At 70.9% G+C, this 17,211-nt stretch carries 17 protein-coding genes; 8 read left to right on the forward strand and 9 right to left on the reverse strand.

Translation table 11 applies throughout. The features are described 5' to 3' along the window. The first annotated feature begins 79 nt into the window (after positions 1-79). Positions 80-2,392, forward strand: coding sequence for a 1,4-alpha-glucan branching enzyme (gene glgB / locus ACWC97_RS05055; RefSeq protein WP_450647533.1), 2,313 nt, complete (start codon positions 80-82; stop codon positions 2,390-2,392). A gap of 1 nt (position 2,393) precedes the next feature. Here glgB and ACWC97_RS05060 read toward each other — a convergent pair whose 3' ends face one another. Further along, positions 2,394-3,452 carry an RICIN domain-containing protein gene (locus ACWC97_RS05060; protein WP_450647535.1) on the reverse strand — a complete coding sequence of 353 codons (1,059 nt, stop codon included), beginning with the start codon at positions 3,450-3,452 and terminating at the stop codon, positions 2,394-2,396. Between the two features lie 185 nt (positions 3,453-3,637). Between ACWC97_RS05060 and ACWC97_RS05065 the strand changes: the two genes are divergently transcribed. Next, positions 3,638-4,315: a response regulator gene (locus ACWC97_RS05065; protein ID WP_450647537.1), complete on the forward strand. Its 678-nt coding sequence runs from the start codon at positions 3,638-3,640 to the stop codon at positions 4,313-4,315. A gap of 30 nt (positions 4,316-4,345) precedes the next feature. Here the strand turns inward: ACWC97_RS05065 and ACWC97_RS05070 are convergent, their stop codons facing one another. Beyond that, the gene (locus ACWC97_RS05070) at positions 4,346-5,302 is read right to left on the reverse strand and encodes a sensor histidine kinase (protein WP_450647538.1); all 957 of its coding nucleotides are present in this window, start codon (positions 5,300-5,302) and stop codon (positions 4,346-4,348) included. A 226-nt stretch (positions 5,303-5,528) separates the two neighbouring features. Between ACWC97_RS05070 and ACWC97_RS05075 the strand changes: the two genes are divergently transcribed. Further along, positions 5,529-6,017 (forward strand): hypothetical protein, encoded by a 489-nt coding sequence (locus ACWC97_RS05075; RefSeq protein ID WP_450647540.1) that lies wholly within the window; start codon positions 5,529-5,531, stop codon positions 6,015-6,017. 802 nt (positions 6,018-6,819) lie between these two features. Here the strand turns inward: ACWC97_RS05075 and ACWC97_RS05080 are convergent. Next, on the reverse strand, positions 6,820-7,296 hold the full coding sequence (locus tag ACWC97_RS05080) for an ATP-binding protein (RefSeq protein WP_450647542.1): 477 nt from the start codon (positions 7,294-7,296) through the stop codon (positions 6,820-6,822). Positions 7,297-7,528: 232 nt separating this feature from the next. Between ACWC97_RS05080 and ACWC97_RS05085 the strand changes: the two genes are divergently transcribed. After that, positions 7,529-8,392, forward strand: a complete 864-nt coding sequence (locus ACWC97_RS05085; RefSeq protein WP_450647544.1) for a DUF5753 domain-containing protein — start codon at positions 7,529-7,531, stop codon at positions 8,390-8,392. After that, entirely contained in the window at positions 8,389-8,607 is a 219-nt protein-coding gene (locus ACWC97_RS05090; RefSeq protein ID WP_450647546.1) for a DUF397 domain-containing protein, read from the forward strand. The genes ACWC97_RS05085 and ACWC97_RS05090 overlap by 4 nt, the downstream gene beginning before the upstream one ends. A 232-nt stretch (positions 8,608-8,839) precedes the next feature. On the opposite strand, the gene ACWC97_RS05095 is transcribed toward ACWC97_RS05090, so the two are convergent. From ACWC97_RS05095 to ACWC97_RS05105, 3 genes are all read right to left on the reverse strand, one after another. After that, positions 8,840-9,565 (reverse strand): dienelactone hydrolase family protein, encoded by a 726-nt coding sequence (locus ACWC97_RS05095; protein WP_450647548.1) that lies wholly within the window; start codon positions 9,563-9,565, stop codon positions 8,840-8,842. A gap of 170 nt (positions 9,566-9,735) precedes the next feature. Next, positions 9,736-10,491, reverse strand: a complete 756-nt coding sequence (locus ACWC97_RS05100; protein WP_352277272.1) for an ALF repeat-containing protein — start codon at positions 10,489-10,491, stop codon at positions 9,736-9,738. Positions 10,492-10,622: 131 nt separating this feature from the next. Further along, a complete protein-coding gene (locus ACWC97_RS05105) occupies positions 10,623-11,612 on the reverse strand; it encodes a CehA/McbA family metallohydrolase (RefSeq protein ID WP_450647550.1) in 990 nt (329 codons plus the stop codon). Positions 11,613-12,073: 461 nt separating this feature from the next. Here ACWC97_RS05105 and ACWC97_RS05110 point away from each other — a divergent pair, with 461 nt between their 5' ends. Beyond that, positions 12,074-12,274 carry a hypothetical protein gene (locus tag ACWC97_RS05110; RefSeq protein ID WP_450647552.1) on the forward strand — a complete coding sequence of 67 codons (201 nt, stop codon included), beginning with the start codon at positions 12,074-12,076 and terminating at the stop codon, positions 12,272-12,274. Positions 12,275-12,350: 76 nt separating this feature from the next. On the opposite strand, the gene trxA is transcribed toward ACWC97_RS05110, so the two are convergent. The 3 genes from trxA to ACWC97_RS05125 all read right to left on the reverse strand — a co-directional run bounded on the left by trxA (position 12,351) and on the right by ACWC97_RS05125 (position 14,570). Beyond that, positions 12,351-12,698: a thioredoxin gene (gene trxA / locus ACWC97_RS05115; RefSeq protein ID WP_385215213.1), complete on the reverse strand. Its 348-nt coding sequence runs from the start codon at positions 12,696-12,698 to the stop codon at positions 12,351-12,353. Between the two features lie 3 nt (positions 12,699-12,701). Continuing rightward, positions 12,702-13,106: a MerR family transcriptional regulator gene (locus tag ACWC97_RS05120; RefSeq protein WP_352277267.1), complete on the reverse strand. Its 405-nt coding sequence runs from the start codon at positions 13,104-13,106 to the stop codon at positions 12,702-12,704. A gap of 105 nt (positions 13,107-13,211) precedes the next feature. Next, on the reverse strand, positions 13,212-14,570 hold the full coding sequence (locus ACWC97_RS05125) for a cation:dicarboxylate symporter family transporter (RefSeq protein ID WP_450647554.1): 1,359 nt from the start codon (positions 14,568-14,570) through the stop codon (positions 13,212-13,214). 167 nt (positions 14,571-14,737) lie between these two features. Here ACWC97_RS05125 and ACWC97_RS05130 point away from each other — a divergent pair, with 167 nt between their 5' ends. Together ACWC97_RS05130 and ACWC97_RS05135 are read left to right on the forward strand one after the other, a co-directional pair. Then, complete coding sequence (locus ACWC97_RS05130; RefSeq protein WP_450647555.1) at positions 14,738-16,429, forward strand: sensor histidine kinase; 1,692 nt, start codon at positions 14,738-14,740, stop codon at positions 16,427-16,429. After that, positions 16,426-17,100 carry a response regulator gene (locus tag ACWC97_RS05135; RefSeq protein ID WP_450647557.1) on the forward strand — a complete coding sequence of 225 codons (675 nt, stop codon included), beginning with the start codon at positions 16,426-16,428 and terminating at the stop codon, positions 17,098-17,100. The genes ACWC97_RS05130 and ACWC97_RS05135 overlap by 4 nt, the downstream gene beginning before the upstream one ends. The last annotated feature ends 111 nt before the right edge of the window (positions 17,101-17,211 follow it).

Here is a 17,211-nt window from a genome sequence, read left to right on the forward strand (position 1 = left end):
ACCACGCCCCCCCGGCCGCCGAGGACCGAAGGACCGTTTCGCCCCGACCCGACTCGACCCGCCGAGGAGACCCGCCCCCGTGACCGCCGCCCGCAAGCCCGCCCGCCCCGCGTCCGCCCGGCCCGCCGCCGGGGCGTCCGGCACCGCTCCCTCCCGGCCCGCCGCCCGGTCGTCCCGGGCCGAGCCGGCGCGCCCCCGCCGGGGTGGCCCGCGCGCCGTACGCTCCCTCGACGGCGCCGACCGCGCCCGGCTGCTCGCCGGTGAGCACCACGCCCCGCACGACCTGCTCGGCGCCCATCCGGTGCGGGGCGGGGTGGAGCTGCGGGTGCTGCGCCCGTACGCCCGGTCGGTGACGGTGCTCGCGGACGGGGCGCGGACGCCGCTGCGCGACGACGGCGACGGCTTCTTCTCCGTCCTGCTTCCGGTGGCCGCCCCGCCGGAGTACCGGCTGCTGGTCGCCTACCCGGACGCCGAGGTGGAGACGGACGACCCGTACCGCTTCCTGCCCGCGCTCGGCGAGCTGGATCTGCATCTGATCGGCGAAGGCCGGCACGAGGAGCTGTGGACCGCGCTCGGGGCCCGGCCCATGGAGCACCAGGGGGTGGCGGGCACCCGGTTCACCGTGTGGGCGCCGAACGCGCGCGGGGTGCGGGTGGCAGGGGACTTCAACCACTGGGACGGCACCGCGTACCCGATGCGTTCGCTCGGCTCGACCGGGGTGTGGGAGCTGTTCCTGCCCGGGGTCGGGGACGGGGCGCTCTACAAGTTCGACGTCTGCCGCCCGGACGGTTCGCACACGCTGCGCGCCGACCCGATGGCCCGGCGGACCGAGGTGCCGCCCGCCAACGCCTCGGTCGTGACGGCCTCGCACCACGTCTGGCGGGACCAGGAGTGGATGGCCCACCGGGGCGACGTACCGGCGCACGAGGCGCCGATGTCGGTGTACGAGGTGCATCTGCCGTCCTGGCGGCCGGGGCTCGGCTACCGCCAGCTGGCCGCGCAGCTCCCGGCGTACGTGCGGGCCCTGGGCTTCACCCATGTGGAGCTGATGCCGGTCGCGGAGCATCCGTTCGGCGGCTCCTGGGGCTACCAGGTCACCGGTTTCTACGCCCCGACCTCCCGCCTCGGCTCCCCCGACGACTTCCGCTTCCTGGTCGACTCGCTGCACCGGGCCGGGATCGGCGTGATCGTCGACTGGGTGCCCGCGCACTTCCCGCGCGACGAGTGGGCGCTGGCCGAGTTCGACGGCCGGCCGCTGTACGAGCACCCCGACCCGGCGCGGGCGGCGCATCCCGACTGGGGCACGCTGGAGTTCGACTACGGCCGCCGCGAGGTGCGCAACTTCCTCGTCTCCAACGCGACTTACTGGTGCGAGGAGTTCCATGTCGACGGGCTGCGGGTGGACGCCGTCGCCTCGATGCTGTATCTCGACTACTCGCGCGAGGACGGCCAGTGGACGCCGAACGAGCACGGCGGCCGGGAGAACCCGGACGCGGTCTCCTTCCTCCAGGAGATGAACGCCACCGTCTACCGGCGCAGTCCGGGGGTGGCGACCATCGCGGAGGAGTCCACCGCCTGGGACGGTGTCACCCGCGCCACGGACCTGGGCGGGCTCGGCTTCGGCCTGAAGTGGAACATGGGCTGGATGCACGACTCCCTGGAGTACATGACGAAGGAGCCGGTGCACCGCAAGTACCACCACGACGAGATGACGTTCTCGATGGTGTACGCGTACAGCGAGAACTACGTCCTGCCGATCTCGCACGACGAGGTGGTGCACGGCAAGCGGGCGCTGGTCTCCAAGATGCCCGGCGACTGGTGGCAGCAGCGCGCCAACCACCGTGCCTACCTCGGTTTCATGTGGGCCCACCCGGGCAAGCAACTCCTCTTCATGGGCCAGGAGTTCGCCCAGGGCGCGGAGTGGTCGGAGGGGCACGGCCCGGACTGGTGGCTGCTCGACCCCTCGTACGCGGCACAGAGCGACCACCGGGGGGTGCGCGCCCTGGTCGGCGACCTGAACCGGGTGTACGGGGAGACGCCCGCGCTCTGGCAGCTCGACACCGTCCCGGAAGGGTTCGCCTGGGTGGACGGCGGGGCGGCCGAGGACAACGTCTTCGCCTTCCTCCGCTTCGACCGGCACGGCTCGCCGCTGCTGGCGGTCAGCAACTTCTCCCCGGTGGTGCGGGAGGACTACCGCCTGGGCGTGCCGGAGGTGTCCGGGGACCGGGTGGCCTGGGCCGAGGTGCTCAACACCGATGCGGCCCGGTACGGCGGTGGCGGCGTCGGCACGTCCGGCCCGCTGAAGCCCGAGCCGGTCCCGGCCCACGGCAGGAGCACCAGCATCGCGCTGGCGCTCCCGCCGCTGGCGACGGTGTGGCTGCGTCCGGTCTGACTCAGCCGCCGCAGGTGGTGAACGCGGGCGCGGTCTTCGCCAGGTAGACGCTGGCGTGGCCCTGGTCGTCGCTGACCAGCGGGACGGTGACGGTGTCGTGCGCCTTCCACGGGTAGCCGTTGGCGTCGAAGGTCCAGTCACCGGTGACCTTGGTGGCGAGCTTCGACAGCGCGACCCAGCCGTACTGCTGCTGCGGGACGGTGATGGTCAGGCTGTTGCCCAGCGTCTGGCTCAGGTCGTACGTCACGCTGCCGGAGATGGTGAGGGAGACGCTCGTCTGGACGGGGCTCGCCGCCCCCGTGCCCAGAGTCGACGTGAAGGACACCCCGAGCGTGCTGGACCATCCGCTGGTGGTGGTCAGCGTGAACGTCCACGGCACCGGCGCGCCCGTGCCGTTGTACCAGACGGGCGAGACGCACTCGACGGGCAGCGGCTCGGCCGGGGCCTGGGTCCCCTTCGTCCAGGAGCAGCTGCTCGCGTCCTGCTGGCAGCGCTTGGAGGCGTACTCCACGGCGGCGGCCATCGCGTCGCCCGAGGAGGCGGCCGGAATCCGCCACTGCTGGGCGGCGGAGCCGTTGCAGCCGTAGGTCTGGGTCCACGCGTCGTCGTACTGGGCGTTCAGCACGATGTCGATGCAGCTGTTGTTACCGGCGTTGCGGATCATGAAGGTGTTGGCCGCGCCGGTGACGGGCTGGAAGTACCACCGCTGCGCGGCGGCGCCGGAACAGGACTGCTGCCGCAGCGGCAGCCCGGTCGCCACGCACTTCCCGGTGAAGTCGTTGGCCAGGGTGAACGAGCCGTCGGCCTGCTTGCTGGCGGTCCACTGCTGGTGGTAGCCGGGCGCGGAATTGGTGACGACGTAGACGCCGTCGCCGGTGTTGCCGTTCTGCACGTCCAGGTTGCGGTTGTTGCCGGCGGAGCTGAACGTCAGTCCGGCGAGCCCGGACGTCTCGGCCGCCCGTGCCGTCCCGGTCTGCGCGGTCAGCCCGAGTACGACGGCCAGCGCGGCCACGAGAGCGGCCAGCGCCCTGGGTAAGGCGCCTCTTGCGCGTGAGGTCATGACTGTTCCCCCTGTGCGATCATCGGATTGCGCGGAGTAATGGCGCCGGTCACTTTAGTGCGTCCGTACCCGTCGGTTGGGCCGTTGCGCACGATTCCCCTCCAGGCCCCGCGTCCGCCGGAAGGCGCCCGGGAGGAAACTGTGGGGAACCCGGGAGGAATAGGGCGCTGTGAGGAGAACCGGCTGTGGCTGAGGGCTTGATCGATGTGGTGATCGCGGACGACCAGGAGCTGGTGCGCACCGGATTCGAGATGATTCTGGACGCCCAGCCCGGAATCCGGGTGGTGGGCACGGCCAGCGACGGCGCCGAGTGCGTCGAGCTGGCGCGGCGGCTGCGCCCGGACGTGGTGCTGGTCGATGTCCGGATGCCGCGCCTGGACGGCCTGGAGGTCACCCGTGTGCTGGCGGGCCCGGACGCCGATCCCCGGATGAACGTCGTGGTGATCACGACGTTCGACCAGGACGACTACGTGCGCGACGCCCTGCGGTTCGGCGCGTGCGGCTTCCTGCTCAAGGACGCCACACCCGCGCTGCTGGTGGAGGCGGTACGGGCCGCCGCACGTGGTGACGCGCTCGTGTCGTCGGCGGTGACGGTGCGCCTGCTGCGTCAGCTCGGCGCCGGACCGGAGGCGGGCGGCGGCCGGGCAGGGGCAAAGACGGCGGGGCTGAGCAGCCGGGAGGTGGAGATCGTGCGGCTCGTCGCGGTCGGCCGCACCAACCAGGAGATCTGCGACGAGCTGTTCCTGTCCCTGTCGTCGGTGAAGACGTATCTGGGCCGCATCCAGGCCAAGCTCGGTGTACGGAACCGGGTCGAGGCGGCGGCCTGGGCGTGGGAGCACGGCGTGGTCACGTCGCGGCCGTGACCAGGGGCCGCGGATGCCGGTGCCCCGGGTTCACGTGCCGGGCTGGGGGTGGCGGGGCAGTGCGGCGGAGACCTGCCAGTGCCCGGTGCCGCTGGGCCCGGCCCGGAACGTGCCGTCCAGGGCTTCGACGCGTTCCCGCAGACCGACGAGGCCCAGGCCGCCCTGGCCCCCGGCCGGGCGGGCCGGCTGGTGGCGCGGGACGGTGTTGGTGACCGTGACGTACAGCCAGTCGGCGACGGCGTCCAGGTGGACGGTGGCGCGTTCACCGGGGGCGTGGCGGCGGATGTTGGTGAGGGCTTCCTGCACGACCCGGTAGACGGAGGTCTCGACCTCGGGACTGAAGCGGGTGCTGCGGGCGGCGGCGGTGAACTCCAGCCGGAGCGGCGGCCCGCCGGGGTCGCGACGGGTGAACTCCGCGGTCAGGTCGCCGAGTTCGGCCAGCAGGTCACCGGGGCGCAGGGGGGTGTGGTTCTCCTCGCGCAGGACCCGGACCAGTCGGCGCATGGACTCCAGGGTCTCGGTTCCGGCGAGGGCGATCGCCTCCAGGATCGGTTCGACCTTGTCGGGGGCGGCGGCGTGGATGGTGCGGGCCGCGTTGGCCTGGACGATGATGCCGGTCATGTGATGGGCGACCAGGTCGTGCAGGTCGCGGGCGAGCGCGAGCCGTTCGGCCTGGCGGACGTCCTGCACGGCGCGCCGCCGACGGACCTCCTGGGCGCGGAGCGCGGTGCCGAGGATCACGCAGGCGGTCAGGGCGACAGTGATCATGTAGACGGCGCCCACGGCGGTGTCCGGGTTCCCGTCGCGCAGCGGCATGACGAGCAGCGCGACGACGAGGGCGGCGGCGGTCCAGCCCACGCTCCGTGCGGGACGGACCTGGGCGAGGACCCGGATGACCAGGGCCAGCAGCGCCGTCATCTCCAGGAAGCCCCAGCCGGGCCAGTGCTGCGGGAAGAAGAGGCATACGCAGCTGAGGGCCACGGACATGAGGGCCACGAGCGCGGCGCGCCGGGCGGGGGAGGGCAGCCACCGGTTGTCGGGCAGGGCCAGGACGAGGAGCCTGTCTAACTGATCGTTTCAGAATGACTCCGGCTGAGAGCAGCAGCCCCGTTGGCACTTGTGCAGCTGAGTTGACACCTTGGCCCATGGCCTTGTGCATGCGGCCTGAGCAACAGAAGCAGATTTCGGACCGGTCGGACGTAGGAGTGGGTGGATGGGCGCGGATGCGGAGCGGGAGTGCTGGGAGCTGCGTTCGGGAGTCGGTGCGGGTCCGTTGCAGTTCGGGATGTCTCCAGCCGACGTCGCCCAGGCGCTTCTGGTCTCTGGACCGCAGGAACGGGTTGGTGGTCCCTATGCGCAGGAGGACTTCCCGGATGGGGTGAAAGCGTTCTACGACGCGGGCAAGCTCGCCTGCGTCGCGCTGGATGCGGTCACCGGTCCGCAGGTCTTCCTGTCCGACTTCCCGCTGGCGGGAAGCGATCCGGAGCAGGGCCAGCAGTTCCTGCTGGACCACGCTGCGGAGCATGGGAACTGGGTGCTCTACACACCCGATGACTCGCTTTCCCTGACTGATCTCGGGGTTCTTCTGCGCTCGCAGCAGGTCGGGACAGCGCGCCTGACACGTCCGCTCTTCGTGAAGGAGGAGTGGTTGGATTCGCAGTACTTCCGGGACCACCTTCCGCTGGAGGGTGCCTCAGGCTGAGCGCTCGATCTGGCGAACGACGCCAGGCCCTGCGCTCGAATCGCGATGAGATGTCGCTGGCTCTTGCACTTGACGATCTTGGTCGGCAAGGTGTCCGGGTGCGTGCTGATCTTGTTCCGGACGACTTGTGGGAGCGGGTGGCCCCGTTGTTGCCACCCGCTCCCGAACGACGCGCCGATCTCCACCACGGGCTGCTCGAACTGGCCTGCAGCCTGATACGCCTCCGTCGGCTCCAGCGAACCCAGACGCGAGATCAGTAGCGGAGGCGAGCCTCGGACCCATTGATACGCACCATGCAGTTCTTGAAGAATTGCAACGGAGGCTGCCGACCGTCAACCAGAGCCAGGGTGAGCTCCAAGTCCTGCAACGGCTTGGCCAGGGCGACTAGCCTGGCCCCATCCGGATCCGGGCCTCTGAAGGCCGCCCAGGCATCGAACAACGACCTCACGCCCTCCCAGCCCGGACCTGGGGTGAAACGCGCCAGGAAGAACGGCTGATCACAACCGTACTCACTGAGCTCACCGACCAGGACATCTCCTCGCAAGAGCCGCCACTGCGTCATCTGGTGCCCCCGTCCTCCAGCGTTTGGTCGAGGTCGCATCTTCGCAGCACACATCCGTCTGACCAAGCGCGTCATTCTGAAACGATCAGTAAGGCACCGGTCACCAGGAGGGGCCAATCCCAGAAGGCCGGTCCGCGCCAAGAGCCGATCATCTCCGGCACACCGGGCCCGGCGGATAGAGTCACGCATGACGGCTCCTGGGGTCCGAATCACCCCAGGAGCCGTTCCAAACGCTCCCCGTCACCTACCGGAGCTTGTACCGCCCCCGGGCCGCGCGGCCTTCACCTCGGCCCATACGAATTTCCCCATCGGCCGCTCCCCCAGCCCCCAGGTGGCCAGGGCCTGCACGATGAGCAGCCCACGCCCACGCTCACACTCACGTGAGACGTTCCCCGATCTCCGACGCGGCCGCCGCCGCACTGTGTCGTGCACCTCGACCCGCGTACGCGTGGCATCGGCGTCGAGCGTGAGGAGTACGAAGTCGCCGGGTTCCGTCCCATAGCGAACGGCGTTCGTGACCAACTCCGAGACGACCAGTAGGACATCGTCCACATGGCCTGGCTCCGCGTCGGGCCGGTGGTGGTTCATGAACTGATGTGCGTAGGCACGCGCCCTCCGCACCGAACTGCTGATGCCGTCCAGGACGAGTTGCGGGGGTGGTGGCTCCAGTAACCGACTTTCGCTCGCTGCGCGGTGAGTGGTGCTCGCTTCCTTCATGACCTTCCCCTTACGAGTTCGGACAGCCCTCCCCTCGGGGCGGCGCTGTCGCGGAGATAGGTGAGCTCTGCGAAGCAGCTTGCTCGCATCGAGCTAGACAGTGCAAGCCTCGTAAGGGTGAATTGAGAATTTGCACGATAGATGCAGCAGTGGTGAGTGATGCGGTACGCCATGTGACAGCCCCGGCGTCGGCGCGGCAGACTGGTTGCCGAGCACGATCAGGGAGGGACCAGTGAGCGCGCCCACCGTGCGCCGACGCAGACTCGGCGCGAAACTCCGCGCACTGCGGGGCGAGATGAATCTCGAAGAGGTCGCGGACAAGTCGGGCGGTGTTTTCACGCTCTCCAAGTTGTCGCGGCTGGAGACAGCCAAGAGCGCCGCCAAGCAGGCAGACATCGGACTTCTCCTCGACCTCTACGTGAAGCTCGGCCGAGACATCGACGATGAACTGCGCGCGGCCCTGCTGACCTTGACCAAGGAGGGCTCCCAGCGGGGATGGTGGCACTCCTACCGCGGAGTCCTCACCCCCGTCCACGAGGACCTCATCAGCCTTGAGGCCGAGGCGACCGCAGTCATGACCTGGCAGCTCGGCGCCGTACCCGGGTTGCTCCACACGTCTGAGTACGCACGGGCCATCATCAGCGCCACCGCGATGTCCGAAGCGGTCGAAGCGAGAGTGGACGCACTGGTCGAAGTACGGCTCGCCCGACAGGCGGTGCTCACCCGGGACGAGCCTCTCGCGCTGTGGGCGGTGATCGCGGAAGGGGCCCTGCGGACGAAGGGCGTGGACGAGAGCGTCATGGACGAGCAGCTCGCGCGTCTGCTGACCATGGGGAAGCGTCCCAACGTGAACATCCAGGTATTGAGGTCCGACGCCCCGTTCCACGTGGGCCAACTCGGCTCGTTCAACATCCTGTCGTTCGGTGATCACGCGGACCTCGACGTCGTCCACACTGAGAACCTCACGTCCGCCGTCTACGTCGAGCAGCGTGACCAGGTGTCCATGTACCGCGAAGCCGCACGGAGGCTAGCCTCCGCTGCGGAGTCGGTCGAAGCATCGGCGGAACTGATCACGAAGATAAGGAAGTTGCTATGAACCATGTCGATGACGCGTCCACCCTCCCCGTGGCTTGGTGGAAGTCGTCCCGCTCCGACACCGGGGCCCAGTGCGTCGAGTGCGGCATCGTGAGCGCCGACGAACGGCGCGTCGCCGTCCGGGACAGCAAGAACCCCAACGGCCCGGCGCTGCTGCTCTCCTACACCGCACTCGGCGGACTGGTCACCGCACTTCGGAACGGCGACCTGGGATAACCCCTGTCGCGAGGCCGCTGCGTGGGCGTGGGATGTCCCGCTCACGCAGTGGCGGGCAGCGGTGTGGTCTGCCGGCTGGCCGAGCCATGGAATGCACTGTGTCGGCATACCCCTCGTCTTCGCAGGGTGTCCCGATTGCCCGCGCGGGCGAGATCCGGATCTCGTCTCCGACCGAGGCCGAGGCCGGTGGGCGGACAATCGACCGCAGTGGGTGTCAGGAGCTGACCCATGATCACTCCGATACGGGCAGACACTCGGCCAGCAGGTCGACGATGTCGCGCCAGGCCCGCTGCGCGTGCCGGGGGTGGTGGCCGACGCCTGGAGGCGTGGCGTGGTCGACCGGTGGGTGATGGAAGGCGTGCAGGGCTCCGCCGTAGACCGTGAGGCGCCAGTCGACGCCCGCGGCCCGCATCTCGGCGGTGAACGCCTCCCGCTGCGCGGGCGGCATGATCGGGTCCTCCGACCCGACCCCGGCCCACACCGGGCAGCGAATGCGGGCCGCCTCGCCCGGTCGGCCCGTGATCAGGCCGTTGACCGTCCCGATCGCGCGCAGGTCGACGCCGTCGCGACCGAGTTCCAGTGCGACCGCGCCCCCGGTGCCGTAGCCGATCGCGGCGGTCCGCTCGGGGTCGGCCCGTGGTTCGGCACGCAGTACGTCGAGCGCGGCGTGCCCGATTCCGCGCATCCGGTCGGGATCGGCGAGCAGCGGCAGGCAACGGGCCAGCATGTCCTGCGGGTCCTCGAAATAGCGCCCGCCGTGGAGGTCGAAGGCCAACGCCACGTACCCGGACTCGGCCAGGGCGTCGGCCCGTCGCCGCTCGACATCGCTGAGCCCCATCCCCTCGGGTCCGATCAGGACCGCGGGCCGGCGCCCGGCACCGGCGGGGAGCGCGAGGTGGCCGACCATGGTCAGGCCGTCGGCCGGGTACGTGACCGTACGCGTGGTGACTGTGGTCATGGAACGGGACGGTAGTGAACGCCGAGCCCGACCGGGGCGGTGTTCACCGCCGGCGGACGGTGATCCGCCCCAGCGCTCCAGCCCGGCGAAGCGGCCGTCACGCCGGAGCGGGCCGACGTGCGGCTGCCCCGATCCGGCGGGCCGACGTCTCCGGGCTGGAACCAGTCGGGTCAGGCCGACCTGAAGGCCACCAACCACGCACGCATCTCCTCGGGGGAGTCGCGGTCGAGAAGCCCGTTGATCTCCGCGATGAGCGCCTTGTCACCGTTCTTCTGCGCCCCGGCGAGAATGGTGACGATGGCGACCCGGTCGTCCTCGGCCTGGGCGAGCCGGTATCCCGTCTCCAGCCAAGCGCGCATCTCCTCCGGGGAGTTACGGTCGAGCAGGCCGTTGATCTCGGAGATGACCCGCTTGTCACCGTTCTTCTGCGCCCCGTTGAGAATGGTGAAGATCGCGACCCGGTCGTCCTCGGCCTGGGCGAGGCGATACCCCGTCTCCAGCCAAGCGCGCATCTCCTCCGGGGAGTCGCGGTCGAGCAGGCCGTTGATCTCGGAGATGACCCGCTTGTCACCGTTCTTCTGCGCCCCGTTGAGAATGGTGAGGATGGCGACCCGGTCGTCCTCGGCCTGCGCCAGCCGGTAACCCGTCTTCAAGAAGGCACGCATGTCGTCCACGGTGCCGTTGAGGGCCTCATTGGCCTCTCGGACGACCCCCTTGCCGCTCTTCTCGTCCACCAGGATGGCGGCGATCGCGGCGCGCAGTTCGTCCTCCGACATCTCGTCCACCGGCTTGTCGGACGTCGCCGCGATCGTCGACGTGGCCGCGGGCGCGGCCGTCGAACCGGCGGCGAACGCCGGGGTGGTGAAGAGAAGGGCCGGTGTCAGAGCTGCGGCTACGACGAGCAGGCTTGCGCGGTGCTGTCTCACGGGTGGGCCTCCATGGTCTTGTTGAGAACGTCAGGATTCTCGCCGTTGAGCGCTGCGAAATGCACTGCCGGAAGCGGGCAGTCTTCGTCGACCGCCGTTGCCGTCCGCGCACATCCCGTGCGGGCGACCGGTCAGATCAGGACGATCGGGTTGGTGAGTGCGGCGATGTGGCCGTGGGGATGGCGGACCTCGATGCGGACGAACATCGATTCCTCCGCCGTCGTGTGCCACCGCACCGCGCCTGCCCCGTCACCGGGAAGCGACGCGCGGTGGACCTTCCCGCCATCGGTGTGGAAGCTGATGTCCGCCGCCGGTACGCCACGTACTGCCGCCCGCACTTCGACGCGCCCGCCGTGAGTCGCGAGCTGTTCGCCCACCCCGGCGACACGGCCATCGGCACGGGCGGTGAACGACACGTCCACCTCCGCCGACTCGGCGATCCAGCTGCGGCCCGAGCCGATCCCGGCGAGGATCGCCCGGGTACTCAGCTCCTCGGAGAGGACCACGGTGTGCGGGGTGCCCATCTGCCCCTCCAGGTGTGTGTCGCTGTTGCCCATCGCCGGCCGCCAGGAACCCGTCCGGACGTCCGCGGCGAGGCTCCGCCCCCACTCGGCCAGGGCGGCCTCGTTGTCGGCGTTCCAGGGCCGGTCCGAAGTCCACAGCCCGTTCCACACCTCCACCACGTCGAAACCCCGGAAGGAGAACATGAAGTCGCCCGACGGGTAGGGCGCGTGGGGATGCGCGGCCACGCACAGGCCCCCCATTCGATGGACCTGATCCAGGCACCGGTCGATCCGCCCGTCCCTGACCTGGTGGTTCCAGTCGACGACGTGACCGGGGCCGGTACCGAGCGCAAGCCAGTGCCCGGTCCTCGTGGTCACTTCCTCGCCCAGCACGATCAGGAAGTCGTCGGCAGCCAGGTGCGCCCAGACATCGGGGGCCGCGGCAGCGTTGTGCTCCGTCGTCGCGATGAAGTCGAGCCCGGCGGTCCGGGCCCGCAGTACCAACTCCTCGGGCGTGAGCTCTCCGTCCGAGTGGACGGAGTGGACATGGCAGTCCCCGCGGTACCAGCCCGCCCCGCGCCCCAGTGCCCGTACCGGTGGGAAGCTCGAACTCGACAAGGTACTCCTCGGTCGAAGGTCTGCCGAGCGGACTGCCGCGCGGCGAAGCCGCTCCGTGACACCACCGGGCACCGCCCCCGCGCGAGGCACCAGGCTCTCGTTCCGGCGTCGTCAGCAGCTCCTGTCGCACCGTTCCGGCAGGGACGGGGAGGCTGGCATGATGACCTTCATGACCGTATACCGAAAGGCCGATGCCGCGTAGACGGCCGGGCACGTTGCGTGCCCAACGATGTGGCCCTCGCGTCTGGGAGGAGCTGTCCCCGGACCGGCTCACCGGGTTCTCGGCCCGCACCAGCCTCGCGATCCACCGGGTGGAGTGGGCTTCCGACGAGTACTACGTCTACCCCGGTGCCACGGAACACGCGTTGCGACGGTACCGGGCGTTCCTGGCACGGCCGGGACGCGGCGCTCTCTACCCGCGATACGCGCGGTGCTCGTGTGCCGGGTGTTCCTTCGACGACGTGCGCCACGCACGCGATGTGCTCGAACTGGTCCTGCGGAGACTGCCGGACCGCCCCCGGGTGGAGCTGGGACACCGCGTGGCGTCCCTGGACGCCGGTTACCTCCGGCGTACCCTGCCCGATCCCTTCGCCCGTCATCGGCAGTGGCGCTCCGACCTGTGGTGGCGTCGCCGTCTCGCCGACGGGGAGGAGGGCGGCTGACGACCGCGGGCGCGGGCGGATCACGGGGGGGCGGGACCGGGCCGGGAAGCGGCCCGGTCCGCGGTGACGGTCCCGCTCAGCCCGCCCCGTCGAGCACCTGCTCCAGTTCCGTCAGGAGCTTGCGCCGGGGGCGGGCGCCGACCATCTGCTGTACGGGTTCGCCGTCGCGGAAGACGATCAAGGTGGGCGCCGACAGGACGGCGTACCGGGCGGCGGTGGCGGGGCTGGTGTCGATGTCGAGCTGGACGATCTCCATCCGCCCGGCCAGTTCGGCGGCGACGGCCGAGAGCACCGGGGCCAACTGGCGGCACGGGCCGCACCAGTCGGCGGTGAACTCCACCAGGACGGGGAGCCCGGCCGCGAGCACCCGCTCCTCGAATGTGGCGTCGGTGACCTCCGCGACGCCCTGTGCGGTGTGGATCATCTGTCATCCTCCAAGTTCACAACGGGGTTCCGGTCCGCCGGGCAGCTCGGCGGAGGCTTCCAGCTCGGCGCGGGCGAGCTGCGCGCCCACCTGGTCTCGGACGGTGCGGAGCTGCTCGATCAGCGCGTCCAGTTCGCCGAGCTTGCTGCGGTAGACGGCGAGCGAGGCGGGGCAGGCGTCACCGGCCGGGTGGCCGGCGCGCAGGCACTCGACGAACGGCCGGGTCTCCTCCAGCCCGAACCCGAAGTCCTGGAGGGTCCGGATCTGCTGGACGAGCCTGAGGTCGTCCTCCCCGTAGTCGCGGTAGCCGTTGCCGGCGCGGCGCGCGGGCAGCAGCCCGCGCGACTCGTAGTAGCGCAGCGTCCGCGTGGTCGTACCGGCCCGTTCGGCGAGTTCCCCGATTCGCATGTCGTGAACGGTAGACCTTGACGTCGGCGTCAAGGCAAACGACAGCGGCCGGGGCCGGCACGGAAGCGTCCGTGGCGGCCCCGGCCGTCGTGGTCCGGGAGGCGGCTACGCCTTGGCCGTGGCGGCCTCGGCATCGCGGGGCGCCGGTACGTCGGCGGCGTCGGCCCCGTCCTCCTGGGCGAGCATCTGCTCGTTCCAGGGGAGGGCGCCGGAGAGGACCTGGTCCACCCGCTCCTTGTCGATCTCCTTGGTCCAGGTGCCGACCAGGACGGTGGCCACGGCGTTGCCCGCGAAGTTCGTCAGGGCGCGGGCCTCGCTCATGAAGCGGTCGATGCCGACGATCAGGCCGACGCCGTCGACCAGGCCGGGGCGGTGCGACTGGAGGCCGCCCGCGAGGGTGGCCAGGCCCGCGCCGGTGACCCCGGCGGCGCCCTTCGAGGCGACGATCATGAAGAGCAGCAGCGAGATCTGCTCACCGGCGCTCAGCGGGTCGCCCATCGCGTTGGCGATGAAGAGCGAGGACATCGTGAGGTAGATCGCGGTGCCGTCGAGGTTGAAGGAGTAGCCGGTCGGCACGGTGATGCCGACGACCGGGCGGCTGACTCCCAGGTGCTCCATCTTCGCGATGAGCCGCGGCAGGGCGGACTCGGAGGAGGACGTGGAGAGGATCAGCAGGAACTCGCGGCCCAGGTACTTCAGCAGGGAGATCAGGTTGACCCCGGCGACCAGCCGCAGGATGGTGCCGAGCACCACGAAGACGAAGATCGCACAGGTGAGGTAGAAGCCCACCATGATGATGGCGAGGGACTTCAGCGCGTCGACACCGGTCTCGCCGACCACCGCGGCCATCGCGCCGAAGGCGCCGACCGGGGCCGCCCACATGATCATGGCGAGGATGCGGAAGACCAGGCGCTGGATGTGGCCGATGCCGCGCAGCACCGGCTCACCGGCCGTGCCCATGGCCTGGAGCGCGAAGCCCGCGAGCAGGGCGACCAGCAGGGTCTGGAGGACCTCGCCCTGGGTGAAGGCGGAGACGATCGTGGTCGGGATGATGCCGAGCAGGAAGTCGGCGGTGGACTCGCTCGCCCCGGCCGCCTGCTTCTCGCCCGCGGCGCGCACGGCCTCGGTGAGGTGGAGGCCCTGGCCGGGCTCCAGGAGGTTGCCGACGAGCAGGCCGATGCCGAGCGCGACGGTCGACATCACCAGGAAGTAGCCGAGGGCGAGGCCGCCGACCGCGCCGACCTTGGCGGCCTTGCGGACCGAGCCGACGCCCAGCACGATCGTGCAGAAGATGATCGGCGAGATCATCATCTTGATCAGGTTCACGAAGCCGGTACCGATCGGCTTCAGCTCGACGGCGACACCCGGGGCCGCGAAGCCCACCAGGATGCCGAGCGCCACGGCCGCGATCACGGCCAGATACAGATAGTGCGTGCGGTCCCGCCTGGCGGCTGCCACTCCCACGGGAATTCTCCTCGGCTCGTCCGGGTCACTCCCCCGTCCCTGGGGGCGCAAGGGCTGCTCCGACGGTCCGGGCCGGAAAAACCCCCGGCGAATATCTCGCTCTCTGTGACGCCGGTCACCGTTGCGTGCATTTAGTTCACCGGTTTTCGGCCAGGCACACTGGGGCCATGCGTCTCCCCCGTACCCGTCCGCGCAGCCTCGCCGGTCAGCTCTTCGCCATGCAGGTGGTGCTGATGACGGCGGTGGTGGCGGGGTGCGCGTTCTTCGCGTACGCCTCCGGCAGCGGGCAGGCGAAGGAGACGGCGGCCAAGCAGGTGCGGGCGGCCGCGCTGTCGGTCGCCGACTCGCCGTCCGTACGGGAGGCGATCGGCACCCCGGACCCGTCCGCCGTGCTCCAGCCGTACGCGGAGCGGGTCCGCGCGGACACCGGGATCGCGTTCGTCACGATCATGTCCCCGGACCGGGTCCGCTGGACGCACCCGGACGCCGACCGGATCGGCGAGAAGTTCCTCGGGCACACCGCACGGGCGCTGCGCGGCGAGACGTTCACCGAGACGTACACCGGCACGCTCGGCCCGTCGATCCGGGTCGTCACGCCGGTCCGGGACGGTGACCGGGTCGTCGGCCTGGTCAGCGCGGGCATCACCGTGGACCGGGTCTCCTCGCAGGTGCGGGACCAGCTCGGGGCGCTGGCGCTGGCGGCGGGCGGGGCGCTCGCCCTCGGCGGGATCGGCACGTACGTGATCAACGCCCGGCTGCGGCGCCACACCCACGGGATGAACGCCGCCGAGCTGAGCCGGCTGCACGACTACCACCAGGCCACCCTGCACGCGGTCCGTGAGGGGCTGCTGATGCTCGACGGGCGGCGCCGGATCGCGCTGATCAACGACGCGGGCCGGGAGCTGCTGGGGCTGGCTCCGGGGGCGGTGGGTCGGCGGGTCGACGAGCTGGCGCTGCCCGCCCCGCTGACCGGGGCGCTGCTGGCGGACGGGGAGCGGGTCGACGAGCTGCATCTCACGGCGGACCGGGTGATCGTGGTCAACACCCGCCCGGTGGTCGGCGGGGAGCAGCGCGGCACCGTCGTGACCCTGCGCGACCACACCGAACTCCAGGCGTTGTCCGGCGAGTTGGACTCCGAGCGGGGGTTCACCCAGGCGCTGCGCTCGCAGGCCCACGAGGCGGCGAACCGGCTGCACACCGTCGTCTCGCTGATCGAACTGGGCCGGGCCGAGGAGGCGGTGGGCTTCGCCACCGCCGAACTGGAGCTGGCCCAGGCGCTCACCGACCGGGTGGTGGGCGCGGTCGGTGAACCGGTGCTGGCCGCACTGCTGCTCGGCAAGGCGGCCCAGGCCAACGAGCGCGGGGTGGAGCTGGTGCTCGCCGACGACAGCCTGATCGACGACGGCGCGCTGCCCGCGACGCTCCCGCAGCGGGACCTGGTGACGGTCCTCGGCAACCTGATCGACAACGCGGTGGACGCGGCCTCGGAGGCGGCGACCGGCACGCACGGCGCCGTACCCGCCCAGCGCGGGCCGGACGGCGGTGGCGGCCGGGCCGGACGTGCCCGGGTCACCGTCACCGCGCTCACCGGGGAGGGCGAGCTGCTGCTGCGGGTCGCCGACACCGGGGCCGGGATCGCCCCCGAGGACGCCGCCGAGGTGTTCGACCGGGGCTGGTCGACGCACGGCACCGGCCGGGGCATCGGCCTCGCGCTCGTCCGGCAGGCGGTGCACCGCAACGGCGGGACGGTGGTGCTGGACGCGGGACCGGACGGCGGGGCGCGGTTCACCATACGGCTGCCACTGACCGGCACGGCCCGCCCCGCACCCGCACCGGACACGAAGGAGGCCACGGCATGATCCGGGTACTGGTCGTCGAGGACGATCCGGTGGCGGCTGACGCCCACCGGATGTACGTGGAGCGGGTCCCCGGCTTCGCGGTGGCCGCCGTCGCGCGCTCCCGGGCGGAGGCGGTACGGGCACTGGAGCGCACCCCGGTGGACCTGCTGCTGCTCGATCTGTACCTGCCCGACGGACACGGCCTCCAGCTGCTGCGCGCGCTGCGGGCGGCCGGGCACGCGGCGGACGTCATCGCGGTGACCTCGGCACGGGATCTGGCGGTGGTCCGGGAGGGGGTGTCGCTGGGGGTCGTCCAGTACGTGCTGAAGCCGTTCACCTTCGCGACCCTGCGCGACCGGCTGGTGCGGTACGCGGAGTTCCGGGCGGCGGCCGGGGAGGCGAGCGGCCAGGACGAGGTGGACCGGGCCCTGGGCGTCCTGCGCTCCCCCGAACCGGCCCGGCTGCCGAAGGGGCTGAGCGGCCCCACCCTGGAGGCGGTGACCCGCGCCCTGCGGGCCGCCCCGGACGGGGTGACGGCCCGGGCGGCCGGGGAGGAGCTGGGCATCTCCCGGATCACCGCCCGCCGCTATCTGGAGCATCTGGTGACGGCGGGGCGCGCGGTGCGCAGCCCGCACTACGGGCAGGTCGGCCGCCCCGAGCTGTACTACCGCTGGGTGAGCCGGGACCGCTGAACGGAGCGGGACAACCGGCCGGATTCCCGGGACACCCGGCGTTCCCGGAAGTCTCCACCGAATTCCTAGGATGTTCCTACGATTCCTGGATATCGGTGGAACACACCGTAG

The organism is Streptomyces sp. NPDC001108, assembly GCF_053598535.1.

Bases quoted from the DNA above. Each gene is read 5' to 3' on its own strand.
- ACWC97_RS05080 (WP_450647542.1), bottom strand. From the start codon at position 7,296: ATGAAGGAAGCGAGCACCACTCACCGCGCAGCGAGCGAAAGTCGGTTA.
- ACWC97_RS05130 (WP_450647555.1), top strand. From the start codon at position 14,738: ATGCGTCTCCCCCGTACCCGTCCGCGCAGCCTCGCCGGTCAGCTCTTC.
- ACWC97_RS05090 (WP_450647546.1), top strand. From the start codon at position 8,389: ATGAACCATGTCGATGACGCGTCCACCCTCCCCGTGGCTTGGTGGAAG.
- ACWC97_RS05135 (WP_450647557.1), top strand. From the start codon at position 16,426: ATGATCCGGGTACTGGTCGTCGAGGACGATCCGGTGGCGGCTGACGCC.
- ACWC97_RS05060 (WP_450647535.1), bottom strand. From the start codon at position 3,452: ATGACCTCACGCGCAAGAGGCGCCTTACCCAGGGCGCTGGCCGCTCTC.
- ACWC97_RS05070 (WP_450647538.1), bottom strand. From the start codon at position 5,302: ATGTCCGTGGCCCTCAGCTGCGTATGCCTCTTCTTCCCGCAGCACTGG.
- ACWC97_RS05095 (WP_450647548.1), bottom strand. From the start codon at position 9,565: ATGACCACAGTCACCACGCGTACGGTCACGTACCCGGCCGACGGCCTG.
- ACWC97_RS05075 (WP_450647540.1), top strand. From the start codon at position 5,529: ATGGGCGCGGATGCGGAGCGGGAGTGCTGGGAGCTGCGTTCGGGAGTC.
- trxA (WP_385215213.1), bottom strand. From the start codon at position 12,698: ATGATCCACACCGCACAGGGCGTCGCGGAGGTCACCGACGCCACATTC.
- ACWC97_RS05120 (WP_352277267.1), bottom strand. From the start codon at position 13,106: ATGCGAATCGGGGAACTCGCCGAACGGGCCGGTACGACCACGCGGACG.